The 18622-nt window shown below is 53.7% G+C and carries 19 protein-coding genes and 2 tRNA genes; 14 read left to right on the top strand and 7 right to left on the bottom strand.

Annotated features, from left to right (window positions below; all coding sequences use genetic code 11):
* Window positions 1–205 precede the first annotated feature (205 nt).
* The 5 genes from phoH (at window position 206) to ACLGE8_RS14600 (ending at window position 4981) form a co-directional block, all read left to right on the top strand.
* Window positions 206–997, top strand: coding sequence for a phosphate starvation-inducible protein PhoH (phoH, locus tag ACLGE8_RS14620; RefSeq protein WP_035896196.1), 792 nt, complete (start codon window positions 206–208; stop codon window positions 995–997).
* 283 nt (window positions 998–1280) lie between these two features.
* Window positions 1281–2504, top strand: coding sequence for an SfnB family sulfur acquisition oxidoreductase (locus ACLGE8_RS14615; RefSeq protein ID WP_410999477.1), 1224 nt, complete (start codon window positions 1281–1283; stop codon window positions 2502–2504).
* A gap of 9 nt (window positions 2505–2513) precedes the next feature.
* Window positions 2514–3179, top strand: a complete 666-nt coding sequence (locus ACLGE8_RS14610) for a methionine ABC transporter permease (RefSeq protein ID WP_410999475.1) — start codon at window positions 2514–2516, stop codon at window positions 3177–3179.
* Between the two features lie 21 nt (window positions 3180–3200).
* Window positions 3201–3974: a MetQ/NlpA family ABC transporter substrate-binding protein gene (locus tag ACLGE8_RS14605; RefSeq protein ID WP_410999570.1), complete on the top strand. Its 774-nt coding sequence runs from the start codon at window positions 3201–3203 to the stop codon at window positions 3972–3974.
* Window positions 3975–3985: 11 nt separating this feature from the next.
* The gene (locus tag ACLGE8_RS14600) at window positions 3986–4981 is read left to right on the top strand and encodes a methionine ABC transporter ATP-binding protein (RefSeq protein ID WP_410999473.1); all 996 of its coding nucleotides are present in this window, start codon (window positions 3986–3988) and stop codon (window positions 4979–4981) included.
* A gap of 159 nt (window positions 4982–5140) precedes the next feature.
* Here the strand turns inward: ACLGE8_RS14600 and ACLGE8_RS14595 are convergent.
* From ACLGE8_RS14595 to ACLGE8_RS14585, 3 genes are all read right to left on the bottom strand, one after another.
* A tRNA-Ser gene (locus ACLGE8_RS14595) sits at window positions 5141–5228 on the bottom strand.
* Between the two features lie 145 nt (window positions 5229–5373).
* Window positions 5374–6051, bottom strand: coding sequence for an isochorismatase family protein (locus ACLGE8_RS14590; protein WP_185666454.1), 678 nt, complete (start codon window positions 6049–6051; stop codon window positions 5374–5376).
* 19 nt (window positions 6052–6070) lie between these two features.
* On the bottom strand, window positions 6071–6931 hold the full coding sequence (locus tag ACLGE8_RS14585) for a pirin family protein (RefSeq protein ID WP_410999471.1): 861 nt from the start codon (window positions 6929–6931) through the stop codon (window positions 6071–6073).
* 108 nt (window positions 6932–7039) lie between these two features.
* On the opposite strand from ACLGE8_RS14585, the gene ACLGE8_RS14580 reads away from it, so the two are divergent.
* Both ACLGE8_RS14580 and ACLGE8_RS14575 read left to right on the top strand, forming a co-directional pair.
* On the top strand, window positions 7040–7951 hold the full coding sequence (locus ACLGE8_RS14580) for a LysR family transcriptional regulator (protein WP_410999469.1): 912 nt from the start codon (window positions 7040–7042) through the stop codon (window positions 7949–7951).
* A gap of 348 nt (window positions 7952–8299) precedes the next feature.
* Window positions 8300–9730 (top strand): glycosyltransferase family 39 protein, encoded by a 1431-nt coding sequence (locus ACLGE8_RS14575; protein ID WP_410999467.1) that lies wholly within the window; start codon window positions 8300–8302, stop codon window positions 9728–9730.
* A gap of 180 nt (window positions 9731–9910) precedes the next feature.
* Here ACLGE8_RS14575 and ACLGE8_RS14570 read toward each other — a convergent pair.
* Window positions 9911–9998 (bottom strand) — tRNA-Ser (locus ACLGE8_RS14570).
* A 259-nt stretch (window positions 9999–10257) separates the two neighbouring features.
* Between ACLGE8_RS14570 and ghrA the strand changes: the two genes are divergently transcribed.
* The 4 genes from ghrA to ACLGE8_RS14550 all read left to right on the top strand — a co-directional run bounded on the left by ghrA (window position 10258) and on the right by ACLGE8_RS14550 (window position 13159).
* On the top strand, window positions 10258–11196 hold the full coding sequence (ghrA, locus tag ACLGE8_RS14565; RefSeq protein ID WP_410999465.1) for a glyoxylate/hydroxypyruvate reductase GhrA: 939 nt from the start codon (window positions 10258–10260) through the stop codon (window positions 11194–11196).
* A 66-nt stretch (window positions 11197–11262) separates the two neighbouring features.
* Window positions 11263–12000: a phosphatase gene (locus tag ACLGE8_RS14560; RefSeq protein WP_410999463.1), complete on the top strand. Its 738-nt coding sequence runs from the start codon at window positions 11263–11265 to the stop codon at window positions 11998–12000.
* A 19-nt stretch (window positions 12001–12019) separates the two neighbouring features.
* Window positions 12020–12574 (top strand): molecular chaperone, encoded by a 555-nt coding sequence (locus ACLGE8_RS14555; protein ID WP_410999461.1) that lies wholly within the window; start codon window positions 12020–12022, stop codon window positions 12572–12574.
* 96 nt (window positions 12575–12670) lie between these two features.
* A complete protein-coding gene (locus ACLGE8_RS14550) occupies window positions 12671–13159 on the top strand; it encodes a DUF1097 domain-containing protein (protein ID WP_410999459.1) in 489 nt (162 codons plus the stop codon).
* A gap of 74 nt (window positions 13160–13233) precedes the next feature.
* Here ACLGE8_RS14550 and csgD read toward each other — a convergent pair whose 3' ends face one another.
* Together csgD and ACLGE8_RS14540 are read right to left on the bottom strand one after the other, a co-directional pair.
* On the bottom strand, window positions 13234–13881 hold the full coding sequence (gene csgD / locus ACLGE8_RS14545) for a biofilm master transcriptional regulator CsgD (protein WP_410999457.1): 648 nt from the start codon (window positions 13879–13881) through the stop codon (window positions 13234–13236).
* Window positions 13882–14896: 1015 nt separating this feature from the next.
* Window positions 14897–15838, bottom strand: coding sequence for a hypothetical protein (locus tag ACLGE8_RS14540; RefSeq protein WP_410999455.1), 942 nt, complete (start codon window positions 15836–15838; stop codon window positions 14897–14899).
* Here ACLGE8_RS14540 and ACLGE8_RS14535 point away from each other — a divergent pair.
* The 3 genes from ACLGE8_RS14535 (at window position 15831) to ymdB (ending at window position 17397) form a co-directional block, all read left to right on the top strand.
* Complete coding sequence (locus ACLGE8_RS14535) at window positions 15831–16151, top strand: hypothetical protein (RefSeq protein WP_410999453.1); 321 nt, start codon at window positions 15831–15833, stop codon at window positions 16149–16151. The two genes, ACLGE8_RS14540 and ACLGE8_RS14535, sit on opposite strands and share 8 nt — an antisense overlap.
* A gap of 305 nt (window positions 16152–16456) precedes the next feature.
* Entirely contained in the window at window positions 16457–16768 is a 312-nt protein-coding gene (locus tag ACLGE8_RS14530) for a hypothetical protein (RefSeq protein WP_410999451.1), read from the top strand.
* Between the two features lie 71 nt (window positions 16769–16839).
* Window positions 16840–17397: an O-acetyl-ADP-ribose deacetylase gene (gene ymdB / locus ACLGE8_RS14525; RefSeq protein ID WP_410999449.1), complete on the top strand. Its 558-nt coding sequence runs from the start codon at window positions 16840–16842 to the stop codon at window positions 17395–17397.
* Here ymdB and mdoC read toward each other — a convergent pair.
* Entirely contained in the window at window positions 17394–18554 is a 1161-nt protein-coding gene (mdoC, locus tag ACLGE8_RS14520) for a glucans biosynthesis protein MdoC (RefSeq protein WP_410999447.1), read from the bottom strand. The two genes, ymdB and mdoC, sit on opposite strands and share 4 nt — an antisense overlap.
* Between the last annotated feature and the right edge of the window lie 68 nt (window positions 18555–18622).

The following is an 18622-nucleotide window of genomic DNA, read 5'->3' as shown; positions in this document are numbered from 1 at the left end:
GCGATTTCGTCACCCCAATTTTTCACCCCATTCGAATTCAACCCGTTGTTCCCGACGTATTGCGCGGTGCGCGTAGCCGTGCGTATTCGTCATTTCGACAGGCAGTTGCTATGGCTTACAAGGAAGCCAAACCTCAGACGTTCGTGCGCATAATCGTGCTGATATCAGCGCGTGTGATGTAAACCTACAACTCAAGGTGCTATCCATGGGAAGACAAAAAGCAGTGATCAAAGCTCATCGCGAAGCAAAACGTGTGCTGAGACGTGACTCACGCAGCCACAAACAACGTGAAGAAGAATCGGTCACCTCGCTTGTGCAAATGAGTGGTGGCGTGGAAGCAATTGGCATGGCGCGCGACAGTCGCGACACCTCGCCGATTGCCGCACGCAATGACGCTCAGGCCCACTACCTGCATGCTATCGAGAGTAAGCAGCTGATCTTCGCCACCGGCGAAGCGGGCTGCGGCAAGACCTGGATCAGCGCAGCGAAAGCTGCGGAGGCGCTCATTCATAAGGATGTGAATAAGATTATTGTGACGCGCCCCGTCCTTCAGGCCGATGAAGACCTGGGGTTCCTGCCCGGAGACATCTCGGAGAAATTCGCCCCTTACTTCCGCCCCGTCTATGACGTGCTGGTGAAACGACTGGGCTCCTCCTTTATGCAATATTGCCTGCGCCCGGAAATTGGTAAGGTAGAGATCGCGCCGTTCGCCTATATGCGCGGACGTACATTTGAAAATGCGGTGGTGATCCTTGATGAGGCTCAAAACGTCACCGCGGCGCAAATGAAGATGTTTTTAACCCGCCTCGGGGAGAACGTCACGGTTATCGTGAACGGGGATATCACCCAGTGTGACCTGCCGCGCGGCGTTCAGTCCGGGCTCAGCGATGCGCTGGCCCGCTTTGAAGAAGATGAGATGATAGGCATTGTTCGCTTCACCAAAGATGACTGCGTACGCTCGGCGCTGTGCCAGCGTACGCTGAAAGCTTACTACTAACCGCTCTAACGTCTGCAAAGCCCGGGAAACCGGGCTTTGTTGTTTGTGTCTGTTGCAAATACAACACCTGCAGCAACGGCGTGTTGCAAATCCCACTCTCTGGTACCCATGGTTAAGCATAACGGCCTGAAAAACGGGGCTCTTAAAGCTGGCATAAACATTGCTATCAACACATATAACCTAAAAGGTAAAAGATGCAATCATTCATTCCTTAATGGGATATGTATGAATATCAATCAGATATTGCATTTTGCCGTGATGATAAACCACCCGAGACCATGCTATGTCAGAGACTCAAACCACCCTCGACTACACCCGCGCGACACCCCGTGCACACGTCATTACCGGCGATGAAGAGGCGATTAGTATCGCTCACGAGATTGCCGCCTTCCTGCAACCAGGCGCTTCCGAGCGCGACCTGAGCGGCGTGGTGCCGCCTGAAGTGGTTAACGTCTATTCCAACAGTGGGCTGTGGGGCATTACCGTGCCGCGCCGTTTTGGCGGGGCGGAGGTGTCGGCAGCGACCCTCGCGGCAGTGATTGCCATTATATCCGCCGCTGACCCGGCGCTGGGGCAAATTCCACAGAACCACTACTGCCTGCTTGAGGATATTCGTCTGCAAGGGGATGAAGAGCAGCAGCGCTATTTCTTTGACCTGGCACTGAAGGGCTATCGCTTTGCCAACGCGCTGTCGGAGACCGGCGGCAAAACGGTGCAGGACATCCAGACGCGGATTAGCCATACCGCCGATGGCTTGCAGATCAACGGCCGGAAAGGCTATTGCACTGGCTCGCTGTATGCCCATTGGCTGGGCGTGCTGGCACTGGACGACGATGGACGGGCGCAGCTGGCCTTTGTGCCACGGGGAACCAGGGGGCTGACGGTGGTTAACGACTGGTCGTGCCTGGGGCAACGCACCACCTCAAGCGGCACGGTGCTGGCCGAAAATCTTCGCGTGGAGCCGTTTAACCTGATACCGACCTGGAAATCCTACGACACGCCAACGCTCGCTGGGCCGTTTGCGCAGTTGACCACCGCGGCCATAGATGCCGGGATCGCCCGCGCGGCGTTGAACGATACCGTCAGTTTTGTGAATCAGTTTGCCCGACCGTGGATTGATGCTGACGTCGAACGGGCCGGGGATGACCCGCTGACCGTCTACCAGATAGGCACGCTCGATAGCCGCCTGGCCGCCGCCGATGCGCTGCTGGAGCAGGCCGGTAAGGTGCTGGATCGCTATAAACACGATCTTTCGGAGGAGACGGTGGCGCTGGCGTCAATCGCCGTAGCGCGGGCCAAGATTTTCACCACCGAAGCCGCGCTTGAGGCCGCCTCGAGGCTGTTTGAATTGGGAGGCACCCGCTCAACGCACCCTCGCTATAACTACGACCGTCACTGGCGTAACGGACGCGTGCATACGCTGCATGACCCGGTGCGCTGGAAGTATCACCTGCTGGGTAACTGGGTGTTGAACGGTAAACGCCCCGCGCGTCACGACTGGAACTGAGGAGAGAGCATGCTCGCTTTTCTGGCCGGAATTGACTGGAACGATGTGGCGCAGGCAGGGCTGGATACGCTGGTGATGCTCGCCTGCGCGCTGGGGTTTACGGTGCTGATTGGGCTGCCGCTGGGGGTCATCCTCTATCTGACCGGGCAGCCCCGGCTGCTCTACGCACCGCTGCTGCACCGCGTGCTGTCGCTGCTGGTGAACGTAATGCGTTCGCTGCCGTTCATCATTCTGCTGATTGTGATGATCCCGCTGACCACGTTAATTACCGGTACTTCGCTGGGCGTGCAGGGCACTATTCCGCCGCTGGTGGCGGGCTGTGCGCCGTTCTTTGCTCGCCTTGTTGAGACGTCGCTGCGCGAAGTAGACCACGGGCTGGTGGAGGCCAACTGGGCGATGGGTGGCAATACCTGGCAGCTTATCTGGCACACCCTGCTGCCGGAGTCGCGCGGTGGGCTGATTGCGGCGGTAACGGTAACCGCCATTGTACTGGTTGATTACACCTCGATGGCCGGGGTGATTGGTGGTGGTGGTTTAGGCGACCTGGCGATTCGCTTTGGTTATCAGCGTTTTCAGACCGACGTGATGGCGGTGACGGTCGTACTGCTGATTGCGCTGGTGCAAATTCTACAAATGAGCGGCGACCGCCTGGTGCGCCGCATGAGCCGTAAATAAGACAATAGACAGGATGAAATGATGAAAAAAACCGTGATAGCCGGTCTGATGGCGCTGTTCTCGTGGTCTGCGGCGGCGAATGAAACCCTGGTGGTGGGCGCTACGCCGGTGCCGCATGCTGAAATTCTGGAGTTCGTAAAGCCGCAGCTGGCAAAAGAAGGGGTGGACCTGAAGATCAAAGTCTTTAATGATTTTATTCAGCCAAACCAGCAGCTTGCCGAGAAGAATCTGGATGCGAACTACTACCAGTATCGTCCGTTCCTCGATGATTACAACAAGACGCGCCATACCAATCTGGTGCCGGTGGTGGGCGTGCATATCGAGCCATTTGGTGCGTACTCGACTAAATACACCAGCATTAAGGATCTGCCTGATGGTGCGAGCATCGCGATCCCTAACGATCCGGTGAATACCGGCAGGGCGCTGGTGCTGCTCAGCGAGGCCGGGCTTATTACGCTCAAGAACCCGGGAGATCCGCAGTCGACGGAGAAAGATATCACTGCCAACCCGCACCACTTTAAAATTCGTCCGCTGGAAGGGGCGATGCTGGCGCGGGCGGTGAGCCAGGTGGATCTGGCGTTTATCTTTGCCAACTATGCGCTGGAGGCGGGAATTGATACCGATAAAGCGCTGATTGTGGAAAAGGGGAAAAGCCTGTACGTCGAATATCTGGTCGCTCGCCCGGATAATATCAACGATCCCGGTATTCAGAAACTGGCAAAGGCGCTGAATTCCGATGCGGTGCGCCAGTTTATTCTCACCCGATATAAGGGAAAAATCGCACCCGGATTTTAGGAGTGACGGCCATGACGCAACATATCCGCCTGCGCGGGATTAGCAAGGCATACCCGAACGGCGTGCAGGCGCTTGACGATATCAACCTGGAGATTCAGGCCGGGGAGATCTTTGGCATTATTGGGCGCAGCGGCGCGGGGAAATCGACGCTGCTGCGACTGTTTAACCGCCTGGAGAACGCTGACAGGGGGGAGATGACGATAAGCGGCGTACCGATCGGTGAAGGCACACGCGGGCAACTGCGGGATCTGCGTCGCCGGGTGGCGATGATTTTCCAGCACTTCAATCTGCACGCCACCAAAACGGTGGCGGAGAACGTCGAACTGCCGCTGCGTATGGCGGGTATCCCCGCCGCTGAACGTCGTCGACGCGTTGACGAGATGCTTCAGCTGGTGGGGCTGGAGCCGCTGCGCGATAGCTTCCCCGGGCAGCTTTCCGGTGGGCAAAAGCAGCGTACCGGGATAGCGAGGGCGCTGGTTACTCAGCCGGAGATTTTACTGTGCGATGAGGCGACCTCGGCGCTTGACCCGGAAAATACGCTGGCGGTACTTAGCCTGCTCAAAGAGATTAATCAGCGGCTGGGGCTGACGATTATCCTGATTACCCACGAGATGGATGTGATTCGTACGCTGTGTGACCGGGTGGCGGTGCTGGAAAAGGGAAAGGTGATTGAGCAAGGGGAGGTATGGCAGGTTTTTGGCGACCCGCAGCATGAAGTGACGCGCGGGATGCTCGGGACGTTGCATCACGGGCGCGAGGAGAATCGTGACATCATGGTTGAAGGGCAGCAGATGATCACGCTGCATTTTAATGGCGTTAACGGGCGTGAACCGGATTTGCAGCAGATTGCGCAGGCGCTTGGCAGCCGTTCGCAGCTGGTATACAGCAGCTGTGAGCCGATTCAGGGGCGGATCGTTGGGCAACTACGGATTCGCGTCGATTCGCCGCTGACGGCGGAGTCTTTACGGCTGGCGGCACAGGTGGCGGATAGGGTGGCGGTGAGGTAGACCGAGCGGTTCCCGGCGGCGCTGCGCTTGCCCGGGCTACAACCTGTAGCCCGGGCGAGGCGTTTACGCCGACCCCGGGTAACCGGCAGCTTTGGTGCTGGCCCTTGTGCAACACGCAAAAAAAAAGCTCGTACTTTCGTACGAGCTCTTTCTTAAATATGGCGGTGAGGCGGGGATTCGAACCCCGGATACGTTGCCGTATACACACTTTCCAGGCGTGCTCCTTCAGCCACTCGGACACCTCACCATATTGTTTTGCTGCTCACCGTAGGTGGTCAACGGGGCGCTACTATAGGGAGTTGACCTGAAACGGTCAAGCATAAATTCAGATTTATTTATCGTTCGGTTAAGCAATGAACACCGCCCCGCCGAAAAGAGGCGGGGCGGGTGGGTTAACGCTGAGAATCAAGCTGTTCGTTGTTTTTCACGACGTCCTGCGCTTTTGCGTAGCTTTCAATCAGCAGCTGATACGCCGGGAAGATTTTGGTATACACCTCGGCCCATTCGGCGGCATCCGGGCGGTTCCAGGTACGCTGCAGTTCAGAGGCTACGGCGGCGGTATCCATTGGCACTACGCCTGCCTGCGCCACGCGGGCCAGCGTCACTTCCTGCGCCATCTTGCTGTAGGTGCCGGAAGCATCAATGACCGCAAACACTTTATAACCATCGGCGACGGCGGCAATGGCCGGGAAGGCCATGCAGACGCTGGTGATCGTCCCGGCGATAATTAACGTTTTGCGTCCCGTGGCCTTTACGGCAGCCACAAACTCCGGGTTATCCCAGGCATTAATTTCGCCTTTACGCGCAATATAGTGCGCATGCGGTGCATTTTCGTGAATCTCTGGGATTAGCGGGCCGTTCGGACCTTGCGGCACCGAGGCGGTGGTGATCACCGGCAGACCGGCAAGCGTCGCCATTTTCGCCAGTGCCGCAGCGCGAGCGCGCAACTCTGGCATCGGCATATCTCCCACCGTCTGGAACAGACCGCTCTGATGGTCGATTAACAGCATCACCGCATCGTTAACATCAATCACTGGACGCGCGCCGTTGAAATTTGCTGGAGTAGACATGTTATTCACCTCTGTAGTGTCAAATCTGACCAAAGCGGCCGGAGTTAAAATCGCGAATGGCTTCGTCGATTTCGGTTTTACTGTTCATCACGAAGGGGCCATAGCCCACAATTGGTTCGTTGAGCGGCGCGCCTGCCAGCACCAGCACTTTGGCATCGCTGCTGGCGTGTAAATGAACGCGCGCACCTTCCTGGCTGAGTACCACCAGTTGTGCTTCCTGAGCGTGGGTTTCGCCGTTCACCGTGACGCTACCTTCCAGCACCACCAGGGCGGTGCTCCAGCCTTCTGGCTGCTCGAAGGAAGCTTCTTTATCTTCCCGAAGCTGCATATCCCAGACGTTCAGCGGTGAGAAGGTGTTGGCCGGGCCCATTGCTTCCTGGTAGTGACCGGCAATCACCCGCAGCGACCCGCTGTTATCCGGCAGTTCCACCGTTGGAATAGCGGCTGCTTCAATACTCTGGTAACCCGGTGCGGTCATCTTGTCCTTCGCTGGCAGATTGACCCACAGCTGGATCATCTTCAGTTCGCCGCCGCGACGGGCAAACTCTGCCGAGTGAAATTCCTGATGCAGAATGCCGGAGCCTGCGGTCATCCACTGCACGTCTCCTGGGCCAATCACACCGCCTTTACCGGTGGAATCCCGATGCTCCACCTCTCCGGCGTAGACGATAGTGACCGTCTCGAATCCACGGTGCGGATGTTCTCCCACCCCGCGCTTCGCGCCGTCTGCCGGGAAGCTGTATGGCCCGGCATAGTCGAGCAGCAGGAAAGGACTCAGGCTTTCACCGTGAGACTGATAGGAAAATAACGAACGAACCGGGAAGCCATCGCCCACCCAATGCGGACGTGGCGCGGTATAAACACCCGTAATCTGTTTCATTTGTTTCTCCTGCGTAGTGAGCTTTGATGTGGATTAGCTTATATTCAGATGTAATAGTTCGGTAGATAGCGAAAATAGCCCACACTGTTGCAAAAATAGAACGATGAGGTGGTGATGCAGGATCTCAATGATTTCGCGTGGTTTGTTCACGTGGTGGATAACGGCGGTTTTGCCGCGGCGGGCCGCGCGCTGGATATTCCAAAGTCAAAGCTCAGCCGACGCATTGCGCAGCTGGAAGAGCAGCTTGGGGTGCGGTTGATTCATCGCACCACCCGGCAGTTCACGGTGACGGAAGTCGGGCAGACGTTTTATCAGCACTGTAAGGCGATGCTGATTGAGGCGGAGGCGGCGCAGGAAGCTATAGCAGTGTTACAGGCGGAGCCGCGAGGCTGCGTGAAGCTGACCTGCCCGGTCACGCTGCTGCATGTGCACGTTGGGCCGATGCTGGCGCGCTTTATGGTGCGTTATCCGGGCGTGCAGATTCAGCTTGAAGCGACTAATCGGCGCGTGGATCTGGTGGCGGAGGGTATTGATGTGGCGATTCGCGTCAGGCCGCGTCCTTTTGATGACAGCGATCTGGTGATGCGTGTACTGGCGGACCGCGGTCACTGTCTCGTCGCCAGCCCGTCGCTGGTGGCGAAGATGGGCAAGCCGCTGGTGCCGGACGAACTCAGTCGCTGGCCGGGGTTAAGCATGTCGGCAGGCAAGCACGTCCATCGCTGGTCGGTAAATGGCCCGGATGGCGCAAAGGCCGAGGTGCACTTTACGCCACGGCTGATTACCAGCGATATGCTGGCGCTTCGTGAGGCGGCGGTGGCGGGTGTTGGGGTGGTGCAGTTGCCAATCCTGATGGCGAAAGATCAGTTAGCCGGTGGCTTGCTGGTGCGTGTGCTCGATGAGTGGGAGCCGAAGCGGGAGGTGATTCACGCTGTCTTCCCATCACGGCGAGGGCTGCTGCCTGCGGTGCGTGCGCTGGTGGATTTCCTCAGCGAGGAGTATGCGCAGATGATTGAGGAGTGAGTTTATATTTCATTTAAAATTGCGTACGGGGTGTGTGCTATCGATGCTCTGTTGATCTTTTTCGACGACCTGAGACAAGCCGCAGGTACCGGCAGATGAGGTGCTGCGGTAATCAGAACGCGGAAATTATTAAAGGCGATATTCTACGTCGTTTTGTTTGTACTATTACATCTAACAAATTGTGATTAATTATTTTGATGACATATTTTAAAATGTGCCATCTGGATAGTGTTGTTATTTTTACTATTTCAATACGTCATAAATAAGCATCTCATTGAATCTCTGTTTATACTTTTTATGAGGGATAACTCTAAGCTCGATAGGTTGAATTTCTGCCCGGTAAACATAATGAATTTACGGTTGGTTATAATCTGGGCATCGCTGTATGCCGTACTGTGGACTATCGCGACTGTAGCGCTTGACCCTGCGGTTCCCTATGATGCCGTAGAGGCGCTGAATTGGGCGCAAAACGCCGAATGGGGCTCGCCAAAAAATCCGTGGTTGGTCGGCCTGGTCATGTGGCCTGCACTCCATCTGCCCGCACATATTTACTGGTATGCTTCGCATTTTCTCGCCATCGCAATAGGCATGGTCGGCAGTTGGGTATTTGCACACAGGCTTACTGGCAGCGAAAAGCTGGCCTGGATTGCATTGTTAACCCTTAATTTATCAGGGTTAATTAACTTCGATATTATTAGCTACAACGATAATTATTTGTTGGTAATGCTATGGCCGTGGATGATGTATTGCTATCTACAGGCTATTAGCCGAAGCCTGTATTGGTGGCTTGCCTTTGCACTGTTGGCCGGACTGGCAACCATGTCAAAATATTCTACGTTGATTCTGGTCGGGGCTGTTTTTCTCTCAACGCTTGTCGTGGCGGATATTCGTCGCTGCTATCGACATATTGTCTGGTATTGTGCGTTAGCATTAGGCGTACTGTTGATTACCCCTAATATCCTGTGGCTACAGGAACATAATTTTGCTGCACTGCATTGGGTAAATTCAGAAATGCACTCAGGTATTAATCCGGGAGTTTTTACCTGCTTGATCTCCATTTTTTATCCGTTGCTTATTTCTGGCGCTATTCTCTATTTTTGTGGCGGGCGCTTACGCTGGCCTGTGTCATGGGAAGGTCGGGTAGCGCTGGGAGTCTACTTGATTCCGCTGACAGCGCTTTGCTGTTGGTTTTTCTTCTTCAACAGCGGCAGATTAACTGAATGGCTGCAGCCTTTTTTCATTCTGGCACCGGCGCTAATGGTCAGCTGCGTCAACCAAACTTCCGTCACCATTCCACGCGCTGCGTTTGTAGCCTTATTCAGCGCTGCACTGTTGGTCCTCGTGGGTTACTGCGGTGTGATGTACACCAACGTGGCTAATGCGGGGCAGAAGATGAGCGGTGTTATCCCGTTCAGCGATACGGTAAACCGCCTCTGGTTTCAACGCTACGGTACTCCGCTGAAGTATGTCGGTGGGGAACGTCTGGCAGAATGGTTAACGTTTTACGTTCCTTCCAGGCCAAAAATTATCACCAAATGGAACAATACCACGCAGCCAAATATCTACAGTGCGGATATTAGTCGCGAGCAGTTGTTGCATGCTGGCGTTGTGCTGATTGGCCGCGTAGGGGGCTCATGCTCCACGGAACATTTTGGTACGGCCCTACAGGAGTGGCCGCAGATTCACATTGATGTGAAGGTGCCAATCGATTTTCAGACGGACCCATCTCATGACGTTCAGAGCGTTTGTATTGCCTTTGTGCGTCCGGTGGGGTGGTGAGTATTCCCGGCGGCGCTGCGCCTGGCAGGGCTACGATTTGAATATAGCCGGGCGAGGCGTTTACGCCGACCCCGGGGAAACAGGCGGCTTTGGTGCTGGATGGGGAAGGGAGCAGAATCCCCCCAAGTGCAATAGGCGAAAAAAAAAGCCCGTACTTTCGTACGAGCTCTTTCTTAAATATGGCGGTGAGGCGGGGATTCGAACCCCGGATACGTTGCCGTATACACACTTTCCAGGCGTGCTCCTTCAGCCACTCGGACACCTCACCATATTGTTGTCCCGTGTTGCTGGGACGAGCGCTAATGTAGGGAAAAGGCTCCTCACCGTCAATAAACTTTTTAAAAAAATCGTGCGTTTACACAAACTTCAACCAACATGCTTCTTAAACAGACATAAATCGTATTTTTTGCGATCGCACCCGCATTTTCGGGGACAGGCAAAAGAAATTTGTTATTCTGTTAAATCACAAAAATAATCAAAAACAGCGCCCATCCGATCTGGTAACGGTGCTCTGAGCAGGAGTCATTATGGAGATCATCTTTTATCACCCCACGTTTGATACCCCTTATTGGATTGCCGAGCTAAGCAAATTGCTGCCGAATGCCCGTATTCGTGGCTGGCAGCGTGGCGATGATGCACCTGCCGACTATGCGCTGGTGTGGCATCCTCCGGTGGAAATGTTGCAAGGCCGCAGTCTTAAAGCCGTGTTCGCACTGGGGGCTGGCGTTGACTCAATCCTCAGCAAGCTCAAGGCGCATCCGGAAATGCTGCCGGAATCTATCCCGCTCTTCCGCCTGGAAGATACCGGTATGGGCATCCAAATGCAGGAGTACGCGGTCAGCCAGGTGCTGCACTGGTTCCGTCGCTTCGATGACTATCAGGCGCTGCAGCGTCAGTCCAGCTGGCAGCCGCTGCCGGATTACACCCACGACGAATTTACCGTCGGCATTATGGGCGCGGGCGTACTGGGTTCAAAAGTCGCTGAGAGCCTGCTTGCGTGGGGCTTCCCGGTGCGTTGCTGGAGCCGTAGCCGTAAGGAATGGCCGCAGGTGACGAGCTTTGCCGGGGAAGCCGAGCTGAATGAATTCTTACAAGGGACGCGGGTGCTGATTAACCTGCTGCCTAACACTGCAGAAACGGTGGGGATTATTAACCATCAGCGTCTATCTCAGCTTCCGGATAACAGCTATGTGCTGAACCTGGCGCGTGGCGTTCACGTTGTGGAAGACGATCTGCTGGCAGCGCTCGACAGCGGCAAGCTGAAGGCGGCGATGCTCGACGTCTTTAGCCGTGAACCGCTGCCGCAGGAAAGCCCGCTCTGGCAGCATCCGCGCGTCACAATGACGCCTCACGTTGCCGCCGTGACTCGCCCTAAAGAGGCGATTGCCTATATTTCCCGGACTATCACACAGCTTGAACATGGGGAACAGCCCAGCGGGCAGGTCGATCGCGTGCGTGGCTATTGATGCCCCAGGCTAATAAACACGAGGGTTTCCTGCTATTCTTGGCTTACCACGAGAAAGGAGAATGTGATGTATCCTGTTGACCTACATATGCACACCGTTGCCAGCACGCATGCCTACAGTACGCTGCACGACTATATCGCCGAGGCGAAGCGCAAGGGGATTAAACTCTTCGCCATCACCGATCACGGCCCGGATATGGCCGATGCCCCGCACTACTGGCACTTCGTGAACATGCGCATCTGGCCGCGCATTGTTGATGGGGTCGGGATCCTGCGCGGTATCGAGTCGAATATCAAAAACACAGCGGGCGAGATCGACTGCACCGGACCGATGCTGACATCGCTGGATTTTATCATTGCTGGTTTTCATGAGCCGGTTTTTGCGCCGCAGGATAAAGCGACGCATACCGAGGCGATGATTGCGGCAATGGCCAGTGGCCATGTTCATATGATTAGTCACCCGGGTAACCCGAAATTCCCGGTTGATATTCCGGCTATCGCTGCTGCAGCGGCGAAGTATCATGTGGCGCTGGAAATCAATAACTCTTCCTTTGTGAGCTCGCGCATTGGCAGTGAGAGCAACTGCCGCGCTATTGCTGCAGCCGTGCGTGATGCGGGCGGCTGGCTGGCGCTGGGCTCTGATTCCCACACCGCCTTTACGCTGGGTGAATTTACCGAATGCCAGAAGATCCTCGACGCCGTGGAATTCCCACAAGATAGGATCCTTAACGTCACCCCACGACGTTTCCTGAATTTCCTTGAATCACGCGGTATGCCGCCGATTCCTGAATTTGCTGAATTTTAATGACTGAATGGATTAACCAATGAACGAGTTTTCAATCATCTGCCGCGTGCTTGGCTCGCTGTACTATCGTCAACCGCAGGACCCACTGCTGGTGCCGCTGTTTACCGTGATTCGCGACGGTAAACTGGCGGCGGACTGGCCTCTGGAGCAGAATGAACTGCTGGCTCGTCTGCAAAAAAGCTGTGATATTCAGCAGATTGCCGCTGACTATAATGCGCTGTTCGTGGGTGATGACTGCAGCGTTTCACCGTGTCGTAGCGCATGGGTAGAAGGGGCGACGGAAGCGGAAGTTCGCGCTTTTCTGACCGAGTGCGGAATGCCATTAGGGGACAGCCCGGCTGACCAGATCGGTACGTTGCTGCTGGCGGCTTCCTGGCTGGAAGACAAAGCGGAGGAAGATGATACCGAAGCACTGGAAACCTTGTTTGGTGAGTTTATTCTGCCGTGGTTTGAAAGTTTCCTCGGTAAGGTTGAAGCCCACGCCGCCACCGCGTTCTGGCGCACGATGGCGCCGCTAACGCGTGAAGCCATTGCCGCGATGTGGGACGAACTGCAGGAAAGTGAAGAAGAGTGATTTAGATCACGAATTCTATGCAATTGAAATAAAGAACATGAGCATTGTGTGCTCATGATCTCATCAAAAAGCCAGGCATCTGCTAAGATGCTCGTCATGAACGTTATCTTCGCTATTGCAATCACAACAGGCATTCTCTCCGGTCTTTGGGGATGGGTTGCCGTGTCTCTGGGTTTACTGAGCTGGGCCGGATTTTTAGGCTGTACGGCTTATTTTGCCTGCCCGCATGATGGGCTGAAAGCGTTGGCTATTTCTGCCTGTACGACATTGAGCGGTGTCATCTGGGCACTGGTTATTATCTATGGCAGCGCGCTGGCTCCCCATCTGGAAATATTGGGTTACGTCGTGACAGGTATTGTCGCGTTCCTGATGTGTATCCAGGCGAAGCAGCTGCTGCTCTCGTTTGTGCCAGGTACTTTTATTGGCGCCTGTGCCACTTTTGCGGGGCAGGGAAACTGGCGTTTGGTCGTTTCGTCACTGGCTGTGGGATTGATCTTCGGCTATGCGATGAAAAACAGCGGGCTGTGGCTGGCAAATCGTAAAGCTAAAGCTAAAGCGGAACCATCGAAAGAAACCGCGCTGTAGTAGACCTATCACATTGTGAAAAGCGGCGGCAGGGGAACACCCTGTCGCCGCTTTTTTATTGCTGTGGTAGTGCATTAGTTCTTAAAATTATCGTTCGCCCAGGACACGGCCTGGGTACGGTTCTTGACCGAGATCTTCTTAAATAGATGATATAGATGTGTTTTCACCGTGCTTTCGCTAATAAATAGCGACTGCGCAATTTCGATGTTGGAAGCGCCAATGCGCAGTTTATTCAGGATCTCTTTCTCCCGGAACGTCAGGATCGTACTCTCCTGGTTATCGTAACGGTAATTACCGGAATGCATAATCAGGTAGCTCGCAAGCTTACGCGAAAAGTAGCATTCTCCCTCCATCACCTTCTGTAACCCTTTGACCAGAAAATGTTCTTCATCATGCGCATAAAAGATGCCGTTAATATGCGGCCAGCTTTCAATCTCTTGATAAGCGTAATCTTCAGGGGTATTGAAAAGTAAGAGTTTTATACCGCTATTAATTTTACAAAGTTCTTCCTGCCAGGCCTTGACCATCTTTTTATCGATTTCGATCATGTCAAAGAGCACAATACCATCCGATAAATTATCCAGGCTAACCATATGAATATTAATGATTTTACTATTCATCCTTAACGTCTTTTTCAAGCTCTGAGAAAGGGCACAGGACTGAAGTGACGGCCTGGTGATGAGTGAAAGAGTCTGGTTCGTTGTAGTGAGCTCTTTTTGCATGATTAGACCCCTAATATTTTTACAGCAGGCAAAATTATAAAGGTATCTTGTTAAGCATTACTGAAATGTGGTTGCTGTTTTGACAAATGTTAATAATTAATAATTAAAAGGCATGTCTGCTTAATTTAAAATTTAGACGCTACCAATTCTAAAGCAAGAAATAATCATGAAACAAGATGTAAAAATAAATTGCAAAATGTAAATTAAGCATATTTCTTAAGGTTTTAACATCATATCTTAATGATCATACATAATGCCTGTGTGTGTTTTTAATTTACTGTAATTTAAGATTTTTATGTCATGTTAAAATTGTCTATCAGCCTTCTCCTATCAATTTTGTATGATGAAATTGCGTGATATTTGTCGTTTTTAACACTTTCGTTGTGCCCGCGATTTTTTAACGCTTTGTTTTCTGGTTAAGTTATCAAAATGCAGGTGATAGTGAGGTGTTAATACTAAAGGTTGATACTATGAAAATTAAATCAAACTTTATTATGAGATCCTCATGCTTATCAAATATGCATACTCATCCATATAGCATCGAGACCAGCATTATATCGATGTAAGAACTTTACATATTTCTATGACGATACCATTGACATGGTGAGGCGGTATATCTTCACGATATTTTATAGAACGACACATCCCGACTAAATGCAGAATAACGAATCCGCAAGTAATTGTGATAATTACTCATGGTTCTGACGCTGACATTTATTAAAAGACACAATCTTTTTGATTGTTTGTGATGGCTGTTTGTTTTATTCGTCCGCGTGTCATTTGCTTTTTATTATTTTGTAACTTCTTGATTTATTGATCATTCATCTTCTTGAGTGTCGATTCCTATCGCCTGGAAAATTTGTAATTTGTAAACGGTGTCGTGATGAATACCGACCTGAATTTATTGATTAGCGAGCGATCGGTTATTACGGCAATAGCACACAGCAACTAATAACGCGTGAAAGGGCTTATCATGAAAATGAAGCAAATCGCCATAATAGTGGCGCTCACCGTTTTATACCCGGCAACCACAATATATGCCGTAGCGGCGAATGGTAACGGCGGTGGTAATAGCGGTCAGAGCGGTAACGGCAACGGTAACAACGGCAATGGAAATGGCAATGGAGGCGGTGGTAACGGAAGCGGCAATAATGGTAACGGGAACGCGAATGGCAACGGTGGCGGCGGCGATAACGGTGGCGGCAACCACGGTAACGGCGGCAGCAACGGAGGCGGTAACGGCGGTGGCAACGGAGGCGGCAACGGCGGCGGCAATGGTGGCAGCAATGGCGGTGGCAACGGCGGCGGCAATGGCGGCGGCAACGGCGGTGGCAACGGCGGCGGCAACGGCGGCGGCAACGGCGGCGGTAACGGCGGTGGCAACGGCGGCGGTAACGGCGGTGGCAACGGCGGTGGCAACGGCGGCGGTAACGGCGGTGGCAATGGTGGCGGCAACGGCGGCGGTGACGGCGGTGGCAACGGAGGCGGTAATGGCGGCGGCAATGGTGGCGGCAACGGCGGCGGTGACGGCGGTGGCAACGGAGGCGGTAATGGCGGTGGCAGCGGAGGCGGTAACGGCGGCGGTGTCGGTGGTGGCAATGGTGGCGGCAATGGTGGCGGCAACGGCGGCGGTGACGGCGGTGGCAACGGAGGCGGTAACGGCGGCGGTGTCGGTGGTGGCAACGGCGGTGGTCACGGTGGCGGCATAGGCGGCGGTCACGGCGGTGGCATGGGCGGCGGTATTGGTGGCGGTCACGGCGGTGGCATGGGCGGAGGTATTGGTGGCGGTCACGGCGGTGGCATGGGCGGCGGTATGGGCGGCGGTCACGGCGGTGGTATGGGCGGCGGTATCGGCGGCGGTCACGGTGGTGGCATGGGCGGCGGTATTGGTGGCGGTCACGGCGGCGGTCACGGCGGCGGTCACGGCGGCAGTGAAGGTGGCGGACACGGTGGTCATGGGCACGGGCATGGAGGCGGCAACGGCGGTGGTAACGGAGGCGGCAACGGAGGCGGTAACGGAGGCGGCAACGGCGGTGGTAACGGCGGTGGTAACGGCGGTGGTAACGGCGGTGGTAACGGCGGTGGTAACGGAGGCGGCAACGGCGGTGGTAACGGAGGCGGCAACGGCGGTGGCAACGGAGGCGGTAACGGAGGCGGTAACGGAGGCGGTAACGGAGGCGGCATCGGAGGCGGTAATGGCGGCGGTAATGGAGGCGGTCGGACAAGCGGAAGTCCTGGCGCAAAGACAGGTTCATCAGATAGCTTTGTGAGCCTGAGTTCGACAGTAACGCCTTGTAACCAACCGGGTCCATACGGCTGTAATAACCGTTAACGACAAGTTTATGGGGCCGCAATGTCATCCGTTGCGGCCTTTTTTATGTTTCTTTTCCACTCTGCGAATGGGGTGTTGCTAATAGTATTATTTCTAAATATACAAAATATCTATATAAAAGATGCTTGAAATCAACGAGTAAGGCCACTAATGTTATTGTAATGTTTACAAAATGTGTATTCGGCGCGGATTTCAGATCAGGGAGCATTAATTCACGGACGATCTTGAATGAGGGGCGTTGTCATGCAAACACTCGGTCACTATTTCAGCCTATCTCTTTCGCTGCTGACACTGTTGTGCAGCGTTCAATCACATGCTGCATCTGACGGCATCATTCATTTTACTGGACAAATTGTTGAGTCTCCTTGTGACTATCAGGCCAATGCCCGGCAGGTCAGCGTAAGCTGTTTTGAAGAGGGAAAGCCGCGCGTAGAGACGATAAATGTCAGAGATTTGTTTCAAGGGCGTAAATTGACAAATGCAAAAACAACCGCCAGCTTACGTTGGGTGAACCCTGAAAAAAATCTGGCAATATTGACAGTAGAGTATCAATAGCCTGAAACGAAGTTGCGGTCAGCGTTGTCTATGGTAGACAATATTTTCGTCTTAGTCAGAGGATAGTTAGCATGACCGTACGAATTCAGGTGCTGCAAGGAGATATTACCCACCTCGAGGTGGATGTTATCGTCAATGCCGCCAATCCCTCATTAATGGGCGGCGGTGGCGTAGACGGCGCCATCCATCGTGCTGCCGGTCCAACGCTGCAGGAAGCCTGTGCGGTTGTCCGCCAGCAGCAGGGAACCTGTCCACCAGGGCATGCGGTTATCACCCACGCGGGAAACCTGAAGGCAAAAGCGGTAATTCATACCGTCGGGCCGGTCTGGCAGGGCGGGGGAGAGCACGAAGCATCATTGTTACAAGAGGCTTACCGCAATAGCCTTCAGCTGGCGCTGGATAACGGCTATCGCACAATCGCTTTCCCGGCTATCTCAACGGGAGCCTACGGATATCCAGCAGAAGCTGCGGCTGACATTGCCGTCAGTACGGTTGCGGCATTTCTGACTCGTCGCAGCCTGCCGGAAATTGTCTATTTTGTCTGTTTTGATGAAGCCACGACACATTTGTATCAGCACTTGCTCAGCCAGACCCGGATCCCAGGCCTGGCTAATGACGCCAACACTTAGTGACTAGCCACCTGTGTTTTTGTTGCCTTTTGCTGCGACTTCCCGGAAAAGAGGAAACGCAGCAAGGGGATACGCAGGTGGATCTCGTAGAGAATTAACGCGCAGCCCACCACGAAAATCAGGCCGGTCAGGAAGCCCAACGTATTTGAGCTAATGGTCGGCATGATCCAGGCACCAAAGAACAGCGTCAGCGGATGATGCACCAGGTAGATAAATAAAGAAGCATTGACGAAATAGGTCACGCGGGCAGACTGGAAGTTCAACATACGATGCCCAAACGAGAACACTACGTTGACCATCCATACTCCCAGCACCATCGTAATCACATATTCCGTCTCATACATCCATGCGTCACCGGAGCCAAAGTGCTGGTTCAGGCGATAGGCAATAAACCCGAACAGTGCTGCGACAATGCACCACGGGGATGGGGTAGTAAACAGCGTTTTCAGCTTCGGATGAATAAAGGCCAGTGCGCCAAGAATAAAGAAAGGCACATAAAATAGCGTCTGCATGACCACAAAGTTGAATAGCCCATCGCTGAGCACCGGCGGGTACAGCAGGAAGATTGTCCGGCGAATGGCGGCATAAACGATCCCCAATGCTAAAAACATCAGAGTAAGCTTCGCCATCGACATATTATCAAACAGGTCTTCACGCCGACGAATCTGACGTCGGCGCATCAGGCGGAACGCCAGAATACCGAGGGATGTCAGCACCACCAGAACTAATAGGAACCATAGATGCGACACCAGCTCCCACGCCAACGTATTATATTTGTCGTAGAAAGAGAGCGTATGCCAGCTTTCCGTCTTACCCTTAACGTACTGCAGCATTAGAAATTGCGGTAACGTCAGAAGGGGGATGGCGGTGAGCATCGGAATACCGACGCGCTCCACGCGCACTTTCCACCATTTTTTGATCGGATACCGCAAATACAGCATATAGGAAAAGTAGCCGGAGATAACAAAGAACACCTGCATGCGGAAAGCATGAACAAAATCATTGAATAACGTCAACCACCAGGAGGGGGTCGCGCTGTTCATATGCCAGGTGTGGCTGGAGTAGAGTAGGGAGATGTGAAAGGGTATCCCCAGGAGCATCAGCCAGGCTCGAATGGAGTCGAGGAAATATTCACGCTGTGCAGGTTTGTTATTCATAGGGTTAGGTACGATTCTCAGACTAATCGCCTTACCGGATAAGACGATAAAGTTTACATTCGTTGGCA

The organism is Kluyvera sp. 142486, from assembly GCF_046569695.1.
GTDB lineage: Bacteria > Pseudomonadota > Gammaproteobacteria > Enterobacterales > Enterobacteriaceae > Kluyvera.
The sequence above is the reverse complement of the archived record's forward strand: the minus strand, read 5'-3'. Positions and strand labels throughout refer to the sequence as shown.